Origin of the sequence: Bartonella sp. AP150HLJHH (genome assembly GCF_042196385.1) — a bacterium.
In the GTDB taxonomy this organism is placed as follows: domain Bacteria; phylum Pseudomonadota; class Alphaproteobacteria; order Rhizobiales; family Rhizobiaceae; genus Bartonella.
Window position 1 is genome coordinate 1 of record NZ_JBHIQC010000024.1, and the last position, 17045, is coordinate 17045.

Sequence of the window (17045 nt, forward strand, 5' to 3'; positions counted from 1 at the left end):
AGATGAGGGATAGAGGCAAAAAACTCAATAGAATCAAGATTCACCTTTTCCCTTATATTAGACATAACTATTTTATTCTACTTGCTTTTTATTTGCCTTGCACGGACACTATTATGAAATGGGCTTGGGTGCTTTGGGAGATGTTTCTTAAAAAAACATATGAATTTTAAACAACAAGCATATTCTTTTTTACGGCATTCTATTTTACCCGAAGAACGTACCTATGAAAAGGACGACTAAACAAAAGCATGAAGCAATCTACAGGTTATAATGACCAAATATTCAAGCTTTATTCTGCATCGCCTAACTCAGCATCAAGAAACTGATGCAAATCTACAATGTAATAACGTTGTAATGCATTATCTACACTGCTTTGTGCTTTTGCCTGCCATGCTTCTTGAGCGGATTGATAATCTGAGAAAATACCAACCACATCTAACTCATCAGGATTCTTAAATTGATTACTGTTAAGATTTTTTAATTCCCCACCAAATACAAGATGTAAATATTGTTTTTTTTCTTTGGTTTCAGTCATATGTGCCTCCATATCATTTAGATTATCTTAGCGCGCTTTTACGTGATTAAACTAACTTTGTTTGACGAACAACATCTATCATATCTTGACAGCAATTATTTTTACCAGCAATTAAAAGTCCATACTGGTAAGGTTCAATTCCATAAGATAGTAAAGGGGCATCAAGCGATAAAAAACACCCTCCACACTCCTGCAAAATAAGATCAGCAGCGGCAATATCCCATTCATGACAATTTGGACGAACTAATACGATATCAATTTCATCTTGAGCAACAAGAACAATACGATAAGCAAGAGAAGGAAGATAATGGTAAAGACTGACTTGATTGAGAAAATCATCTGGTAATTTTTGTGCGAGCGATTTATCAAGTGAAATTTTATATTTTCGATGAACCTCAAAGGCTAAACGAGGAAGTTTTATCCCATTTAATGTTGCCCCTCCACCTGTTACAGCTGTATAAACATCTCCTTGAGCCGGACATTGTAGAACCCCCACAATAGGACGCCCATTCTCAATAATGGCAACCGAAATACACCAATAAGGATTGCCAGAAAGAAAACCACGCGTTCCATCAATAGGATCAACAACAAAAGAGCGCTCATAATAATCTTGTTTTTCTCGATTATCTTTTGTTTCTTCTGAAATCCATCCATAATTTGGACGAGCTCCAAGAAGCCTCTCTTTCAAGAAATGATCAACAGCAAAATCTGCTTCACTAACTGGGGAATTACCTTCTTTAATCCAGACATCCAACGTGCATCCAAAATACCGCATTGCTAAATCTCCTGCCTCTCGACAAACATCACGCAAAAGATTTAAATCAGAAGAATGATGCGTGTTATTTTCCTGCAAGTGTCATCCCTTCAATTAACAATGTTGGAGCAGCTGTACTATAACGCCGATCAATATCATTGGCAGGTGTTAAATGTGCTAACATATGAAGCAAATCAGAACCTAGCGTTACTTCACTTACCGGATAAGCAATTTCACCATTTTCAATCCAAAAACCGGAAGCCCCACGACTATACTGACCAGTAATAAAATCAATGCCATGACCGAATAATTCGGTCACATAAAATCCATTTCGCAAATCTTTTATCATATCGCAAGGCGATACTAAACCCGGTTCAATAGCAAAATTTGTACTGGTCGGCTGCACTAATGATGCCGAACGCATACCGTGTCCATTTGTTTTAAGTCCCAATTCACGTGCTGTAGATGATGAAAGAAGCCAATTTTTTAAAATACCATTTTCAATAATATTGAGTGTTTGCCCCTCTACCCCTTCTCCATCAAAAGGATGAGAAGCATTTCCACGTAATCGCAAAGGTTGATCGGTTACATTAACATTAGGCTTCATCACTTCCTTGCCTAGGAAATTCTGTAAAAGACTCGTTTTTCGAACCACAGAGGCTCCATTGACCATAGATGCGATATGCCCTGCAATTCCACGAGCCGTACGCGGATTAAAAATAACATCAACGCTCCCAGTCGCCGCACGAACTGCACCCAAACGTCGAACAGCACCAAGCCCTGCATTCTTTCCCACAGTTTCTGCTGCCTCTAAATCAGAAAAATGTAAGGCTGTTGTATAATCATAATCCCGCTCCATCTGTGTTCCTTCACCTGCAAGAGCACTACAAGAACGTGAAAAACAACTTGAGCGATAGGCTCCACAAAAACCATCGCTGGTCACAAGAATAAACCCACTACGGCCATAAGCTGTTGCAGCGCCACCAGAATTGCTTACACCTTTAACATCAAGAGCTACTGCCTCCGTTTTTAAAGCATCTTCTGTTAAAAAATGACTGCTGGGTACAAAATCATCAAAAAGATCAAGATCTTTAGGATACTTAACCAAACACTCTTTATCTGCCAAACCTTCAAATAAACTATCGGGAGAAGCTTTAGCCATCGCAACAGCACGTTCCGCAAGTTCTTGCGGATAAGATCCTAAATTAGCAGAAACACTTGCTACTTTTTTTCCAACAAAAACCCTTAGAGTAAAATCATTGCTCTCTGCTGCTTCTGTCGATTCGACTTTCCCAAAACGAACTGATACACTGGTAGAATGAGCATGAACAATAACAGCATCAGCAGCATCTGCCCCAGAACGCTTTGCTGCTTCAACCAGCGAAACAGCTTTCTCAATCTGGTTTTTGTCAGTCATTATAGACTCCCTAAAATATTTTATTATTTACATTGATAAGCATTCTGACAAATTTATACAAATCAGAATATAACTCTTGTGTATTGATTCATAAGATTATGCACATTCATGCATTCTTTTTTTTTAATGCATTAAATCATTTCCCTTTTAGCTTCTTTATGAAAAAACGTAATATGCCGTAAAATCTCTTTAGTTTCAAGATTTCTCATGGGCCCTTATCATTTTAGGAGCCAAATCTCCACTGACAATCAAATCAACAGAACAATTGGCAATTAACAAAAGTCTTAGCTATAACACTTGAATTTAAGCCAAAATCCTCAAAAATTCGAAAAGCATAAAATGATCTAAATCACAGGTCTTCCTTCCTCTGGGTAGTAAAAAACTTACCTCATATCTTTCCTATAGCATTCTTTTATTTCCAAGCAAGAATCAAGAAAATGCCTTATATTTGTATACACTTCTTTGCTTCTATAAACTCTCTCATAATGAGACGGCACTCTTGTAAATGAAACAAAACTTAAACAGAGTAAAAAATATTTCCTTCCATTATGGTTTCAACAAAATGAGCAGTCATAAACTTCTTTACCCTAATGGACGTAATATCATAAAGAACTCATTTTTATATTTAAAAGTAATCAAGAAATTATCTTGTAATCTTTCAATAAAATTAACAGTTTGATTTATACTTATAATTTATTGTTTTGTAATTTGTATAAAAAAGCCTAATATCATAAAATTCTCTCTGTTTCGAACCTATTCATGTTGAGTCAATCACAACTATTTGCGAGCAAATCATAAGTAAGGAGCGTATGAATGAAAACCATTTAAGAAGAAATCAAAATATCTCTTATGAAGGTTTTAAATGCAAAAGCTATCGCAACATTAGAAACCAGCAAATATCATGACAATATGGACCTACATCATAAGAGAAGCAATGAGCTTCTGAAACTTTCTCATTTTCAACGAAGAGAGCATCTTATAAGCTTTTATATATAAAAAATTCAATGAATTTCATAAGATTTTTAGCGCAAAATTAATCCCGTAAGATGCTTTGACACGATTTCAACAGCTAACTAAAACCAAATCATAGCTCATCAATTTGCTATATACTCATAACTGATTTCATTCTAACAAGGCTAAGAGTTCTGCACCTTTTAAAGGTATTAACTTCTTTATAAATGCACCCCCTTACAAGATGCTTTTGTTTTCAGTAAGAGCACGTCTGCTCATTTCAATCATTGCATCGCGAAGATGTAACTTAATTTTTGACCCAATAATCATTCCAAAGAAAGGAGAAAATAAACCAGACATGGTTACAGTATGACGAATTTTGTTATTTGAAGAACCCGATTTTGTTGAACAAATATATTCATGATTAAAACTCATACGTGTAAAAGGAAGTTTAGCATAATCAGAAAAACAAACATTTTTTATAACTTTATCAAGTGTAAAAGTTACTGTAGGTCCCTTTTTAGGTTTCATGCGTCCTATAGCGCCTTCTTTGAAAGGACCAGAAAGTTCTACCCACTCAAGCTCGTGATCCCAGCAAGGCCATGATGCCACATCTTCCCATATAGCCCAAATTTGCTCAGCACTTGCTTCTGTACTAATCTCTTCACTATATATCCAATTAAACACGATAATCTCCCCTTTTTTACAAATTACTTATCTTTAGTGATAAAGAATAATATAAAAAAGTATCCTTAAAGCTGCACAACGATAAGATACTTAATACTCTCAGATTTACTTAATATGTAATGACTAACTCAACAAGCGATATTACTAAAATAAACACACAAGTATTCAGGATAAATGAACAATATTTTCAATACTAAACAAAATATCTTTTTTAAGTTTAGACAATAGCAAAAATAGAAGTTACGCATCATATAAGATATCAATGCAGACTGCATAGCTTAAAGCTTTCAACTGCTGATGAAATGTGATGATTAAGGTATGGCAGAAAGAAATTAGATAAAAAAGATCATAACTATTATCGAGGAATATATATCCTATTGGAGAAAAAACATCCTTCTGTATTAAAGCTAATAAAAATTCATCAATTCCTTTAACATTAGAATCTTTTATTGATTTTCTGCTTAACCTTTTAAAAACCATATAAAATGAAGAAAACTGTGAAAAAGCATTTTTTCATCCTATCGGATAAAAACAAGAACTTTCTCAAGATGTAAGCGATCGTAATTTATAGAGACGTATTGCTGTCTCACCATAAAAACGCTCATCGTCTAGATAAAAGACGTCAGGTAAATAAATCATTGTATCTTTCTTTTCTTCAAGTATGAAGAGTGTATCAGCTTTTGCCCACCCTCCTCGCAAAGCTTCTACAAAAGCACGTTCACCTAAACAACGGCTATAGGGAGGATCAGCGCAGATAACATCAAATGGCAGCATTGTGCCAATATTGCCAAGTTTGGTCGCATCACGACGCAAAATCCGTCCTATCGACTGTAATTCAAAGGCTTCTATATTTTTTTGAAGCAACCCACGCCCCTCAACCGAGTTTTCAACAAAAACAGCCGCCTTTGCTCCACGCGAAAGTGCTTCGATGCCTAAAGCACCAGTACCAGCAAAAAGATCAAGAATGCGTTTATTGGTCCAAAATTCTTCTTCACGGCTAGAAAGAATATTAAAAAGGCTTTCACGTGTACGATCACTCGTTGGGCGAATCGACTGATTAACAGGCGAAAACAAAACACGCCCAGCAAATTTACCGCCTATGATCCGCACGTGGACCTCCAAATCGCTTCGAAGTTTTTGCAGCGTCCCTATGTGGTTTAGATTTTTTCATAGCACCACCAAACGATTTTACCTTTTTCTTTCTCTCAAAAGAATGTTCATCATGATCACCTTTTATCATTTTCTCTTTATCCTTTAAAAAGCGATCTTTCTTACCAAAGGGATGCGTCTCGTCATAAGATATTTTGCCATGTTTTTGAACAAAACTTTCCCTCTTCTCTTTGTATGACGGATTTTCTTTTAGTTTTTCCTTGCTTCGATGAAATGATTTTCTACCATCCAAATCGCTCTTATGACCATGCAATTTCTCCTCACTATAAGAAGGCTTTCTACGTGCACTTTGCGGACGTGCACCAGGAGCCATCCAAACATTAGCACGGCGAGAACGCGGTAGAAAACGCTCTGCTTTTCCTTCTTCACTTTTCTCCTTCTTTACATTCTCATGAGACTTTGTACTTAATCGTGCGCGATTATGTTCAACAGAACCATCTCTTGGTCGGCGTCGTATTGCCCTTTCACTTGAGAAAACCCAACCATCATTTGCAATAGAAAGATCTTTCTGGCTTTGCTTTTCTGCAACAACTGCAGAATTTGAAAATGGCTTAAGAATAGGAGCATCAAAATCTGCATTGGCTTGCATAATCAAACGCTCCCCCAACTGATCTCGTAACATCCGCCCTTTTAACTCTTGCACGGCTCCTTCTTCTAAATCAGAGAGATGAAATGGACCATAAGATACACGTATTAATCGATTAACTGATAATCCCAATGCCCCTAAAACATTCTTTATTTCACGATTTTTTCCTTCTCGCAAAGCGACAGAAAGCCATACATTCGACCCTTGTTCGCGTTCAATTGATGCTTCAATCGAACCATAAAAAATACCATTAATCGCAATACCATTTTTAAGGTTATCCAACGCGCTCTGCTTGACTCTTCCATGAGCACGGACACGATATTTGCGGACCCACCCCGTTACAGGAAGCTCTAATACACGCGCTAAGCCACCATCATTGGTTAAAAGCAAAAGCCCTTCCGTGTTAATGTCAAGCCTTCCAACAGAAAGAACACGCGGCATTCCTTTTGGTAAATTACTAAATACTGTGGGTCTGCCTTCAGGATCACGGTTCGTGGTGACAAGACCTGCTGGCTTATGGTAAAGCCATAAACGCGTTCGTTCTATAGGAGGTAAAGGTTTGCCATCAACTTTAATAACATCAGAGCGGCTAACATTAAAAGCAGGCGTTGTCACGACTTTACCATTCACAGAAATGCGACCTGCAACAATCATCATTTCTGCATCTCGACGCGAAGCAATACCAGCACGCGCTAACCTTTTAGCAATTCGTTCACTCTCATTATTTTCATTCATTTGCGTTTCAAACCAATCTTTGCAAGTATGTTCAGAAAATTATTCACATGCACCATACCGCTTATCCTGAAAAAGGAAGTAGCATAATCATTTATCATTTTCTATCCTTTAACGACAATAATGTATCTGTCGACTTGCAAGTTTGTTTTAAACTCTTTAAAAAATAGAGGTATTCTTTTCATTATAAAAGCGTAATAAATCATTCATTCCATAGCATTCCTTATCGAGATAACCTTTAGATTTTCTATACCTTCAGTAGAAAGAATATTATGACCTTGACGCCCATGGAAATAGCCCTTTTAGAAGCGCAAGAGGCTGCAAAAAAAGATGAAGTTCCCGTAGGTGCTATCATTACACGTGGAAAAGCTATCATTGCACGCGCTGGTAACTTTATAAAATCTGCATATGACCCTACAGGACACGCAGAAATACGCGCAATCCGTATGGCTTGCGAAACATTGCAAAGCGAAAGGCTTCCTGATTGCGATCTTTATGTAACACTTGAACCTTGTGCTATGTGTGCCGCTGCCATTTCATTTGCACGCATACGACGTCTCTATTATGCAACAAATGATCCCAAAGGAGGTGCTATAGAAAATGGCCCACGTTTTTATCAGCAACCAACCTGCCATCACAAACCTGAAATTTATTCTGGTTTCAAGGAAAAAGAAGCTGCTCAATTACTTAAAGACTTTTTTATACAAAAGCGATACTAAAAATAATTCTTCTTCCATAACTTTCACTCTTTAAAAACTATCCTACTTCTCAAAAAAGACTGTTAATTCTTCTGATATATATATATAGCAAAAGCTATTTCGAAGCATTTTTTCTCTCTTTTAATTCTGCATATTGTTTCTATTAGATGATACATTCATTCAAAAGAATAATTCATTATTTTGTATATAAAATATAAAGTCCAAAATATCGTAGATATGCTCTCATTTCAAATTACATTGAAACAGTAAAAATCACTTTCTTGCACATCATAAGCGGAATTATCGTCTGGATAAAGAACGTTTTAGAAAAGACTAAAAATGTCTCTTATGAAAGCTCTCAAATGCAAGAATTATCGCAACATTGGAGTCTGTAAAATAAAATGATGGTATCCACTTTCTCCTTCCTAAGCATAAAGTATTGGAGCACAATAGATTTTACGTTATACTAGCCACATGAGCAATGTTGTAAAATGAGCTTGAGAAATGTTTCGTGTTAAGGAAACGCATAAGGAATCTCTCGATGCTGTTGTCATATTGCTATTTCATGAGAATACCCCCCTCCTACAGCAGCATTATAACTGCGCGCGAATGAGAGCTTGGTATCATAAGTAATTGGAAAAATACTTTACTTTAAATGTTTTGTCTTTTCCCTATCGACCAATAGGTGCGGTTTTTGCCGGTTGGCGATAACTTAAAGGTGGTTCAGTGAGATAGCGACGGTATTTTGAACTTCCAACTTGTGCTCTCTGACGACGTAAATATTCCTGTCGTTGCTTCGCATTCAACTGTGAAGGATTTTCTGAACCAACGCCATTAACTGACGATCCTTTGTGAGGAAAAGGAGTATTCCCTTGATGCTTCTTCGATGCTGCCATTTCATTGACAGATCTATCTTGTTGTGGTACCGGCAAAAATCTGCGTGAACTAGGGCTTGGTATTACAAGTTTTGGATGAGGTTTCATAACAATCTGGCTGCTGTTATTTGTTGGTGTTAATGAAGTGATATTAGCAACATCTTCAAAAAACTGTATTGAAACTGGTTTATTAGTACCATAGGTAGGAGCGGATAAATTGCATCCCGTTAAAACAAAGCACATCCCTAAAATTCCTATTGGAAATATTTTTATTTCACGTTTTCTCACTGCCTATTCCATTTCCTAGGTGTATGGCTGATTAATATTCCCGTTATTTATGAGAGAACGGTCCATACACAAATTTCCCCCCTGCAGATAAAACAACGGAATTTTTTTCGTACCACAAAAAACTATATTCATCAATATGAGAAATATACTTGCATTTCTTTCCTTTGATCTAAAACTTTAAATCTTGCCAAGAATCTGCAATTCCCGCAAAGCAGCTGCATCACGAGCAGATACATCCGGATAAGCTAAATCACTCCCAACATCTTGTGTATAACGCCATGATCGAGCACATTTTTTTCCTAATGCCTTCTCTGGATATACACCAACACCTTCAACATCATTCAAAGTAAAAGCATCGGAAGGTATCGTGTCCTGCGTAATTGTGAGTGCACTGGTAATACAGATCTCCGCCATATCCACATTTTCTAATGCCTCTCGTAAAACCAGATTGGAAATAAAAACAATAGGCGCAGCTTCCAAAGAGGATCCAATACGCTTATTAGCACGTTCAAGCTCTAAAGCACCTGTCACAACTTTACGGACCTGCCGAATTTTTTTCCAACGCTCAGCCAAAGATTGGTTTTGCCATTCTTCTGGTACAGAGCGAAATTGTTCCAAATGCACCGATTGGCTTCCTGGATAACGCTCTAACCAAGCTTCTTCCATAGTAAAAGGTAACATTGGAGCAAGCCATGTGACCATACGCTCAAAAATCTCACGGACAACCTGCAAGGAGGCCTTGCGTTTTTTTGATGAAGGCGCATCACAATAAAGAGAATCCTTGCGGATATCAAAATAAAATGCCGATAACTCAATGATTGAAAAATCCAATAATGCACGCATAATCTTTTTAAAATCAAATTCATCGTAAGCGCGATTAATCAACTGATCAAGTTCAAAAAGCCTATGCAATATAAATTTTTCAAGATCCGGCAGTGCACCATAAGATACTTCTTCTCCATCATCATGTGCTAAAGTTCCTAGCATCCAACGAATTGCATTGCGTAGTTTACGATATGAATCCACATTTGTTTGAAGTATTTTTTTGCCTAAACGCTGATCTTCCCAATAATCGGTTGTCATAACCCAGAGACGAAAAATATCAGCTCCAGATGTTTTAATGATCTCTTGCGGAACAACCGTATTGCCTAAAGATTTAGACATTTTCTTACCATTCTCATCCAAAGTAAAACCGTGTGTGATCACGGCTTTATAGGGAGAACAAGCACGCGTACCACAGCTTTCCAAAAGAGAAGATTGGAACCATCCGCGATGTTGATCTGAACCTTCAAAATAAACATCAGCAGGCCATTTCAAATCAACCCGATCTTCTAACACAAAGCTATGGCTGGCTCCAGAATCAAACCAAACATCCAAAATATCATAAACCTGTACCCAAGGCTCATGTGCACGCTCACCTAAAAAACGTTCACGTGCTCCTTCAGCAAACCATGCATCTGCCCCTTCTGCTTCAAAAGCCCGTAAAATACGCTCGTTCACACCTTCATCTTTTAGAATAACACCATCCTCATTCGCAAAAATACAAATAGGAACACCCCAAGAACGCTGACGAGAAAGAACCCAATCAGGACGATCTTCTATCATAGAAGCTAGGCGGTTTTGTCCAGAAGACGGCACAAAACGCGTTTTTGAAACAGCTTCCAAAGCCCGACTACGTAAAGTTGAACCATCCCCAAAATCTTTATCCATTGAAATAAACCATTGTGGTGTATTGCGAAAAATAACGGGTTTTTTTGAACGCCAACTATGGGGATAGGAATGCTTTAAACGCCCCCGTGCAAACAATCGATCTGCTTTAATTAAAGCATTAATGACCTCTTTATTGGCATCACCCATTTTTCCATTATCATCAATAACACGTGCAGGTCCTCCTTCACGATCTGGTCCTAAACCTGGAACATCTTTCGTATAGAACCCTGCATCATCAACAGGAAACGGTATAGATGAATCAATCCCCGCTTGCTCCAGTAAGGACTTATAATCATTCCAAATTTCAAAGTCCTCACGCCCATGGCTTGGTGCTGTATGGACAAAACCTGTACCAGCACTCTCTGTTACGTGCGAACCATCAAGCAATGGAATTTTATAATTATACCCTCCAGCTAAACCTTTGAGTGGATGAGAAAGAACAAGAGCTTTCAACTCTTCAGAAGAAATAACACGCAAATGCTTCAAAACAAGTTTGGCTTTTTCTCCACAACTCATCGCTAAAGCGTCTGCAAAGAGAAGCTTTTCTCCCACTTGAGGACCAAAATCATTTTCAGCACTTTCAACTTCGTAAATACTATAAGAAATTTGCGAAGAATAACTCACTGCACGATTGCTTGGAATCGTCCACGGTGTTGTTGTCCAAATGACGACATGAGCACCATATAAATCATCAGAATTTGCTTCAAAAACAGGAAACTTAACCCAAAGCACCTCTGATTCATGATCATGATATTCAATCTCAGCCTCTGCCAAAGCCGTACGCTCCACAACAGACCACATCACCGGCTTGGAACCACGATAAATCTGATCTGACATAGCAAATTTTATCAATTCACTGGCAATGCGTGCTTCTGCATGAAAAGCCATTGTAGTATAAGGCGTGTTAAAATCTCCCACGACACCAAGGCGTTTAAATTCTTCACTTTGAATGGTTACCCAATGCTGTGCAAATTCACGGCATTCTTGACGAAACTCGTTAAGAGGTACCTCATCCTTATTTTTTCCTTGTGCTCGATATTTTTCTTCAATTTTCCATTCAATTGGAAGCCCATGGCAATCCCAACCAGGTACATAATTTGCATTAAAACCGCGCATTTGGAATGAACGAACAACCACATCCTTTAGAACTTTGTTTAAAGCATGCCCGATATGAATATGACCATTTGCATAAGGCGGACCATCATGAAGAATATAAAATGGACGATCTTTTGCTTGTTGACGCAATTGCGCATAAAGCCCCATATTTTCCCAACGCGCCATCAATTCAAGCTCTTTTTGCGGAAGCCCTGCACGCATAGGAAAATTTGTCTGTGGGAGATAAAGAGTTTTTGAATAATCTATTGTTTCATTTTTCACAGCCATTGTGAAATATCCCTGTCCACTTTTACGATTTCATTTTTGCATAACTTCCCTGAACCCTGCAACTCTGGTTTTTATCTATAGGGAAAGCCGAGCTTATCATTCGTATTAAGCAGCGATCAGGAAAATATATCATCACAATCTATGGGCTTTATCATGAAATTCACAAGAAAAGAAACCAAAAAGTGATCTTAAAAAAAATAAAGGCTCCACTGACAGTGGAGCCTCTTAGAAATTTACTCTTTAAAAAATTAGAATTTATAAGCTACACCAACACGGAAATCATTGGTTTTGTAGTTAACTTCAAGTTTTTCCTTTGCAAATTTCTTTTTACCAAAATCAGAGTAACGATATTCTGCACGTACAATCACATTATCTAGAAGCGAGAAATCAACGCCACCACCAAGTGTGTAACCAATCATAGTTTTTGTTTCATCAGCTAAGTTCTTAGAAGAAACGACTCTTCCATCCTCATCCTTAACGGATATTGATACAGTGTCTTGGAATTGTCCATAAGCAATACCACCAGCAAGATAAGGCATAAAGCGATCAGCAGCAAAACCAATACGTACCCGTGTAGCACCACCCCAATTTTGTTTGAAAGTATGACTTAAAGTTTCAACTGCATCCTCTTGATCAAGACCAAGTTCAGAAGCCATCTTTTTTATTTGTTCTATACCATATACACTGGAAGCGTTCTTATCCACCGCTTGTGTACTTTGTGCACCGTGTCCAGACATATTCTGTCCACCATGAGAACGAGAAGCATGTGGATTAGTACCAGAGCCATGCCCACCTGCATGAGATGCACCATGCGGATTAGCATTTCCGCTACCATGGGCGCCATGATGACCTCCCTGTTGGGCTCCGCTTGTTCCATTAGAAACTTTTGTTTCTGAACCATTGGATGATCCTGATCTCGCGAGTACAAGTGATGAACTCGGTACTGTTCTTTCTACTGCTGATGGTTGTGATACAGATTGTACCGGTGTAGGTGCTTTTACTGCTGGCTGACTTGCTTCTGTTCCTGTTGATGGGGTAGAGAATGTTAGTTTTGTTACAACTGATTTTGCAGGTACCGCCACCGCTGACTGTACTGCTGGTGTGGCTGAGATGGATTGTACTTGTGAAGATCCCGCTAATATAGATGTTGTTTCTGCAGATTTTGCAGACGCATCTGCTCTTTTTGTCTCAACTCTTGATGATTGGTTTCCTGTATCTGATCTTCCTAACGAAAGCTCTGACTGGACCAGTGTTCTTGTCTCTGTGCTGGAGGAGGGTTGTTTAGATGTAGAAACTGTTGCTGTTTCTGCGCCTGTTTGTGGTTTTGTCACTGACTTAGAGGACCCTCGTTGTCCAGCTAACGATGCTGATGTTGGGTTTGAAACTCCTAATGTTTTTCCTTCCACTTTCACTGTTTCTTTTACTGTTGTAGCATTAGGATTGCCAGTTGTTGCTGTTTTCCCTGATTGGCTTACGCCTGGATTTGGTTGTTGATTTAAATTTTCCCGCGTAGATTGCGCTTGGACAGTTGATTGTATTGGTGTATTTGACGTTAAGGTTCCTGCTACTGGTGACACTGGTGTTCCTGTTGTGGTTACACCTTCTGCGGATCTGCGAGATCTTACGACTGCATTTTCTACTGTAGTGTTATCAGCTGCACCTATGGTAATGGTCTTTGTGTGCTTTTTTCCAGATATCATTAAATCCGTATCGATACCAAAAATAAAGTTGTCACCGAGATCAATATTAGAACCTGCATAAAAACCACCTGCAAAACCTGAAAGTTTAGGAGAGAACTCTTTATCCAGTGGTAAACTCTTTTCTTGACCAACAAGAGCCATATCAGCTTTGCTCGAAAAACCACCAGCTTGGACACCTAAATAAAGACCTGTCCATGAAAAAGTAGGTGCAACAATGGTAGAAGCAGTCGATGATGCTGGCTGATGAGGAATCATAACATCAGCAGCTAGTGCTGTAGACGCTGAAATTAAAGAAAAAATAGACGCTGTTATTAAACGTTTTGTATTCATAAAATCTCTCCAAATATCCAAAATGAAATTCATATAGAGCATCTTTTCTGAAATATCTGTAGCAAAAATGACACACTCACAAAAAAATAAAGAATTTTTGTGCACTAAACAAATTATATCAAATTTTTTAAACAAAAAGCGCGTTGCAATCACCTGTTTTGAAGCCAATGTATGCATGTGTCATAGAGGACAACTCGCATTAGCTCTCACTCAATTGCCTGATTGGAATTATGAAATTAAGCACATCTAAAAAATAAATTTGCATATTTTTAAAAAATGGGAGTGTCCATATGTCACCTAGCACACCCCTACTCATTCCTAACAACTTTTAAGTAATGCATGATTCACGCTACGGGTGGATTGTGCCAAATCAAGGAAATAAATCATGGGGAAAAAATACGAATTGACTGATGAAACAATAGAGTTTGATGGATACATTACGCTTTACCGTATCCATGAATTGAGAGACTTTAGAGATAAAAAGGCAGTTAATCTTGACAGCTTTATAGAGGATGAAGACAGTTTAAGTCATGAAAACGATTGTTGGATTTATAATGATGCCAAGGCGTATTCCTTTACCAATATTTACGATAGCGCTAAGGTTTTTGATAACGCACAAGTTGCTTATAATGCACAGATTTTTGAAAACGAAAAAATTTATGATAATTCAGAAGCTTGTAACAAAACTATGACCGCCCAGAACGGCGTCCCTTCAACAAAAGACGACATTCCTTTCTAACACCAAAAAACTAACCTTTTAACACCAGCGTGATTCACGCTACATGTGAATTACATCTAAAATCAAGGCGAACAAACATGGGACACCGTCCACCTACTATTAGGCAACCAGCTATTGCTCGTGCTGTACGAGAAGCTAAAAAACAAGGGTGTGAATTAATAGAAATAAAGCCTACAGGTGAACTGCTTATTTATCTTAAAGCAGACATCCCAATACCAAACCAAGCTAGTCTTCCAAAAAAGTTATTAGATTTGTCAACGAATAAAGATTATGAATCTTCACTCTCTAAGATGTGAAGTTGCTATGCCAAAACCACGCCCCCCTCATCTTGTCAAAGAAATCACACGCCATGGTAAAATTATATGGTATGTGCGTATTGGTCGTGGTCAACGCATTAGAGTACGTGGAACCTATGGAACGCAAGAGTTTGTTGACAACTACCAAAGTGCGCTTGCTGAATTACAAGGGCTTATACTTCCAAAATCCAAAACCGGTAAACTTGTTGAAAGGTTATTTGCATGGCTACTTAAACAGTATTTTAACAGTATCAATTGGCATAGCTTCTCTAAAGTCACAAAAAGAACTCATCCTGATGAAGGTGTGTGATTCTATAGGTCACATTTCATACCAAGCAATCGAAAAGAAACATATTATAGCCGGTGTTGAACATCGTAAATAAACACTTGGAATGGCTAGAGACTTTCTGAAAGGTCTAAACGGACTTTTTAAATGGGCCATTGAACAGGGTCTTTTGGAAAATAATCCAGCTTTAGGAATCAAAAGACCTCCTCTCAAAAACGAAGACGGATTTCCAGTCAAAACAGAAAAAAGTAAATTCCAAACAGATGTTTTTCTGCCAATTTTGTCTGAACTAGCCAAAACCCTTTAAATTGGTCCTATTGGAGAAGAAACATTCATTTGTGGTCAAGTTAATCAAAAACTCTCCAAAGAAAGCTTTGGCGATACATTTAGATAGGCTTGTAATACAGTAGGCATTAAAAAATCAGCGCGCGCATGGTTTAAGAAAATTAGCAGCAACACGCGCTGCTAATTTCGGTGCAACAGTCTCGCAACTCAAAGCAATTTTTGGCTGGACAGACGACACTATGGCATCTCTTTACACAAAGAGCGCAGACCGTAAAAACTTGCTCTTGAAGCCATAAAAAAGCCTCAAAAAGATGAGGAATAGAGGCAAATAAAACTCAATAGAATCAGGAACAACCTATTCTCTCATATTAAACATAAATATTTTATTTTACACATACTTGTGAATGAAACGGCTTTTAAAACCTTGTCTGTTAAAGTTTATGCTCTTTGCCTCTGCATAATTTAGCGTTTTTAAGTTCTATTCTTGAAAAACTATGCAAGACCTTAACAAACTATTTATTGATCTAAGCGTTCAATAATCTTTTCTTCCATTCAAATTACCTTTTTGCTTATCCTAAAGAAAAAAGCATTATAAATATACCTAATTTTCAGTCATATCTGGAAAAGGTTTTAAACTGTCGATGCAAATCTTATACAACGTTTTATTCAAATAGTGTAAATCAGTCCTTTCCTCCAAGATACCCTTTAGACGCATTAAATATCTGAATATTTTTATTTAAAAAATAAAAATCTTTTAAAGAGCTTTCTTATTGAATTGTACTTATTTAAACTCAATAAAAATTTTCCTTGAATATATATCCCATTCTTACAAATTTATCTCTCATAAACTGTCAAAGCAATAACATTTTCTTTTCGCAGATATGACCGATCTAAATAGAATAAATATCTGGAAAGGTAAAATAATTTAAAAATACACGACCGAACTTTAATATAATTTATCAAACATTTTCAACTGAACTTTTCTTATTATTACGAAAACGACCATTAGAACTTAAAAAATATTGCTTTGTGAAAAATTTTCAAACAGGAAAAAGAAATGATAAATATCATAATTACCTTTCATTTTTTCAGAAAAAACTATCATATTTAAAAATGAAATTCTTAGATAACACACTCAAAGAATTAACTTATGAAGAATTATTTTAATTGAAACTTAAATGGTTTTACAAAGAACGCTTTAAAATGCGTATTAAAATGATTGACCTTTTGCAAGAAATTTGTCAAAAAGTATATCTAGTTTGGAGGGGTGGCCGAGCGGTTTAAGGCACCGGTCTTGAAAACCGGCGTGCAGGAGACTGTACCGTGGGTTCGAATCCCACCCCCTCCGCCACAGCACTTTTATGGTGCTATAACTTATTGATTTCATGTGTGTTTTTTCAAGGTGCGGGATTCGTAAATAAATGTAGCTTGCCAGCAGGTTTTGTATATTTTGCCACTAGGTTTTGTACCAATTTATTTTTTCTCAAAGAGTTTTAAAGGGTCTTCAAATGCCTTTCAAAGGATATTTAAAGCTCTCTTTAACGCATTTTTCTGCTCCTATTTTTCCAAATCACTAAAGCATGTAAAGTCGGGTTGAAAGGCAAGGGGAACGATTCCTGTCGG

General features: G+C 37.4%; 12 protein-coding genes, 1 tRNA gene and 1 pseudogene. 5 read left to right on the forward strand and 9 right to left on the reverse strand.

The features are described from left to right. Positions 1 to 289: 289 nt before the first annotated feature. The 6 genes from ACFING_RS07890 to ACFING_RS07915 all read right to left on the reverse strand — a co-directional run bounded on the left by ACFING_RS07890 (position 290) and on the right by ACFING_RS07915 (position 6835). Positions 290 to 535, reverse strand: a complete 246-nt coding sequence (locus ACFING_RS07890) for a DUF4170 domain-containing protein (RefSeq protein ID WP_375612377.1) — start codon at positions 533 to 535, stop codon at positions 290 to 292. Between the two features lie 46 nt (positions 536 to 581). Further along, positions 582 to 1388, reverse strand: coding sequence for a 3'(2'),5'-bisphosphate nucleotidase CysQ (locus tag ACFING_RS07895; protein ID WP_375612376.1), 807 nt, complete (start codon positions 1386 to 1388; stop codon positions 582 to 584). After that, positions 1375 to 2706: a TldD/PmbA family protein gene (locus tag ACFING_RS07900; protein WP_375630366.1), complete on the reverse strand. Its 1332-nt coding sequence runs from the start codon at positions 2704 to 2706 to the stop codon at positions 1375 to 1377. Before ACFING_RS07900 ends, ACFING_RS07895 begins: the two co-directional genes overlap by 14 nt. A 1188-nt stretch (positions 2707 to 3894) precedes the next feature. Beyond that, positions 3895 to 4344, reverse strand: a complete 450-nt coding sequence (locus tag ACFING_RS07905; protein ID WP_375630367.1) for a hypothetical protein — start codon at positions 4342 to 4344, stop codon at positions 3895 to 3897. A gap of 543 nt (positions 4345 to 4887) precedes the next feature. After that, positions 4888 to 5454, reverse strand: a complete 567-nt coding sequence (gene rsmD, locus ACFING_RS07910) for a 16S rRNA (guanine(966)-N(2))-methyltransferase RsmD (protein ID WP_375612106.1) — start codon at positions 5452 to 5454, stop codon at positions 4888 to 4890. Beyond that, positions 5435 to 6835 (reverse strand): pseudouridine synthase, encoded by a 1401-nt coding sequence (locus ACFING_RS07915; protein ID WP_375613518.1) that lies wholly within the window; start codon positions 6833 to 6835, stop codon positions 5435 to 5437. The genes rsmD and ACFING_RS07915 overlap by 20 nt, the downstream gene beginning before the upstream one ends. 269 nt (positions 6836 to 7104) lie before the next feature. On the opposite strand from ACFING_RS07915, the gene ACFING_RS07920 reads away from it, so the two are divergent. Beyond that, the gene (locus tag ACFING_RS07920) at positions 7105 to 7551 is read left to right on the forward strand and encodes a nucleoside deaminase (RefSeq protein ID WP_375613519.1); all 447 of its coding nucleotides are present in this window, start codon (positions 7105 to 7107) and stop codon (positions 7549 to 7551) included. A gap of 650 nt (positions 7552 to 8201) precedes the next feature. Here the strand turns inward: ACFING_RS07920 and ACFING_RS07925 are convergent. The 3 genes from ACFING_RS07925 to ACFING_RS07935 all read right to left on the reverse strand — a co-directional run bounded on the left by ACFING_RS07925 (position 8202) and on the right by ACFING_RS07935 (position 13816). Further along, the gene (locus ACFING_RS07925; protein ID WP_375612104.1) at positions 8202 to 8693 is read right to left on the reverse strand and encodes a hypothetical protein; all 492 of its coding nucleotides are present in this window, start codon (positions 8691 to 8693) and stop codon (positions 8202 to 8204) included. Between the two features lie 177 nt (positions 8694 to 8870). After that, the gene (gene ileS, locus ACFING_RS07930) at positions 8871 to 11786 is read right to left on the reverse strand and encodes an isoleucine--tRNA ligase (RefSeq protein ID WP_375630368.1); all 2916 of its coding nucleotides are present in this window, start codon (positions 11784 to 11786) and stop codon (positions 8871 to 8873) included. Between the two features lie 248 nt (positions 11787 to 12034). Then, positions 12035 to 13816 (reverse strand): outer membrane beta-barrel protein, encoded by a 1782-nt coding sequence (locus ACFING_RS07935; protein WP_375630370.1) that lies wholly within the window; start codon positions 13814 to 13816, stop codon positions 12035 to 12037. A gap of 385 nt (positions 13817 to 14201) precedes the next feature. On the opposite strand from ACFING_RS07935, the gene ACFING_RS07940 reads away from it, so the two are divergent. From ACFING_RS07940 to ACFING_RS07955, 4 genes and pseudogenes are all read left to right on the forward strand, one after another. Further along, on the forward strand, positions 14202 to 14555 hold the full coding sequence (locus ACFING_RS07940; RefSeq protein WP_375630371.1) for a hypothetical protein: 354 nt from the start codon (positions 14202 to 14204) through the stop codon (positions 14553 to 14555). Between the two features lie 77 nt (positions 14556 to 14632). Then, entirely contained in the window at positions 14633 to 14851 is a 219-nt protein-coding gene (locus ACFING_RS07945) for a hypothetical protein (RefSeq protein ID WP_375630372.1), read from the forward strand. A 7-nt stretch (positions 14852 to 14858) separates the two neighbouring features. Further along, positions 14859 to 15744: pseudogene (locus ACFING_RS07950) on the forward strand (tyrosine-type recombinase/integrase). Between the two features lie 939 nt (positions 15745 to 16683). Next, a tRNA-Ser gene (locus ACFING_RS07955) sits at positions 16684 to 16773 on the forward strand. The last annotated feature ends 272 nt before the right edge of the window (positions 16774 to 17045 follow it).

What these genes read in the sequence shown, in the direction of transcription:
- ACFING_RS07890 (WP_375612377.1), bottom strand. Translation starts at nt 535, where the DNA reads ATGACTGAAACCAAAGAAAAAAAACAATATTTACATCTTGTATTTGGT.
- ACFING_RS07900 (WP_375630366.1), bottom strand. Translation starts at nt 2,706, where the DNA reads ATGACTGACAAAAACCAGATTGAGAAAGCTGTTTCGCTGGTTGAAGCA.
- ACFING_RS07915 (WP_375613518.1), bottom strand. Translation starts at nt 6,835, where the DNA reads ATGAATGAAAATAATGAGAGTGAACGAATTGCTAAAAGGTTAGCGCGT.
- ACFING_RS07920 (WP_375613519.1), top strand. Translation starts at nt 7,105, where the DNA reads ATGACCTTGACGCCCATGGAAATAGCCCTTTTAGAAGCGCAAGAGGCT.
- ileS (WP_375630368.1), bottom strand. Translation starts at nt 11,786, where the DNA reads ATGGCTGTGAAAAATGAAACAATAGATTATTCAAAAACTCTTTATCTC.
- ACFING_RS07935 (WP_375630370.1), bottom strand. Translation starts at nt 13,816, where the DNA reads ATGAATACAAAACGTTTAATAACAGCGTCTATTTTTTCTTTAATTTCA.
- ACFING_RS07940 (WP_375630371.1), top strand. Translation starts at nt 14,202, where the DNA reads ATGGGGAAAAAATACGAATTGACTGATGAAACAATAGAGTTTGATGGA.
- ACFING_RS07945 (WP_375630372.1), top strand. Translation starts at nt 14,633, where the DNA reads ATGGGACACCGTCCACCTACTATTAGGCAACCAGCTATTGCTCGTGCT.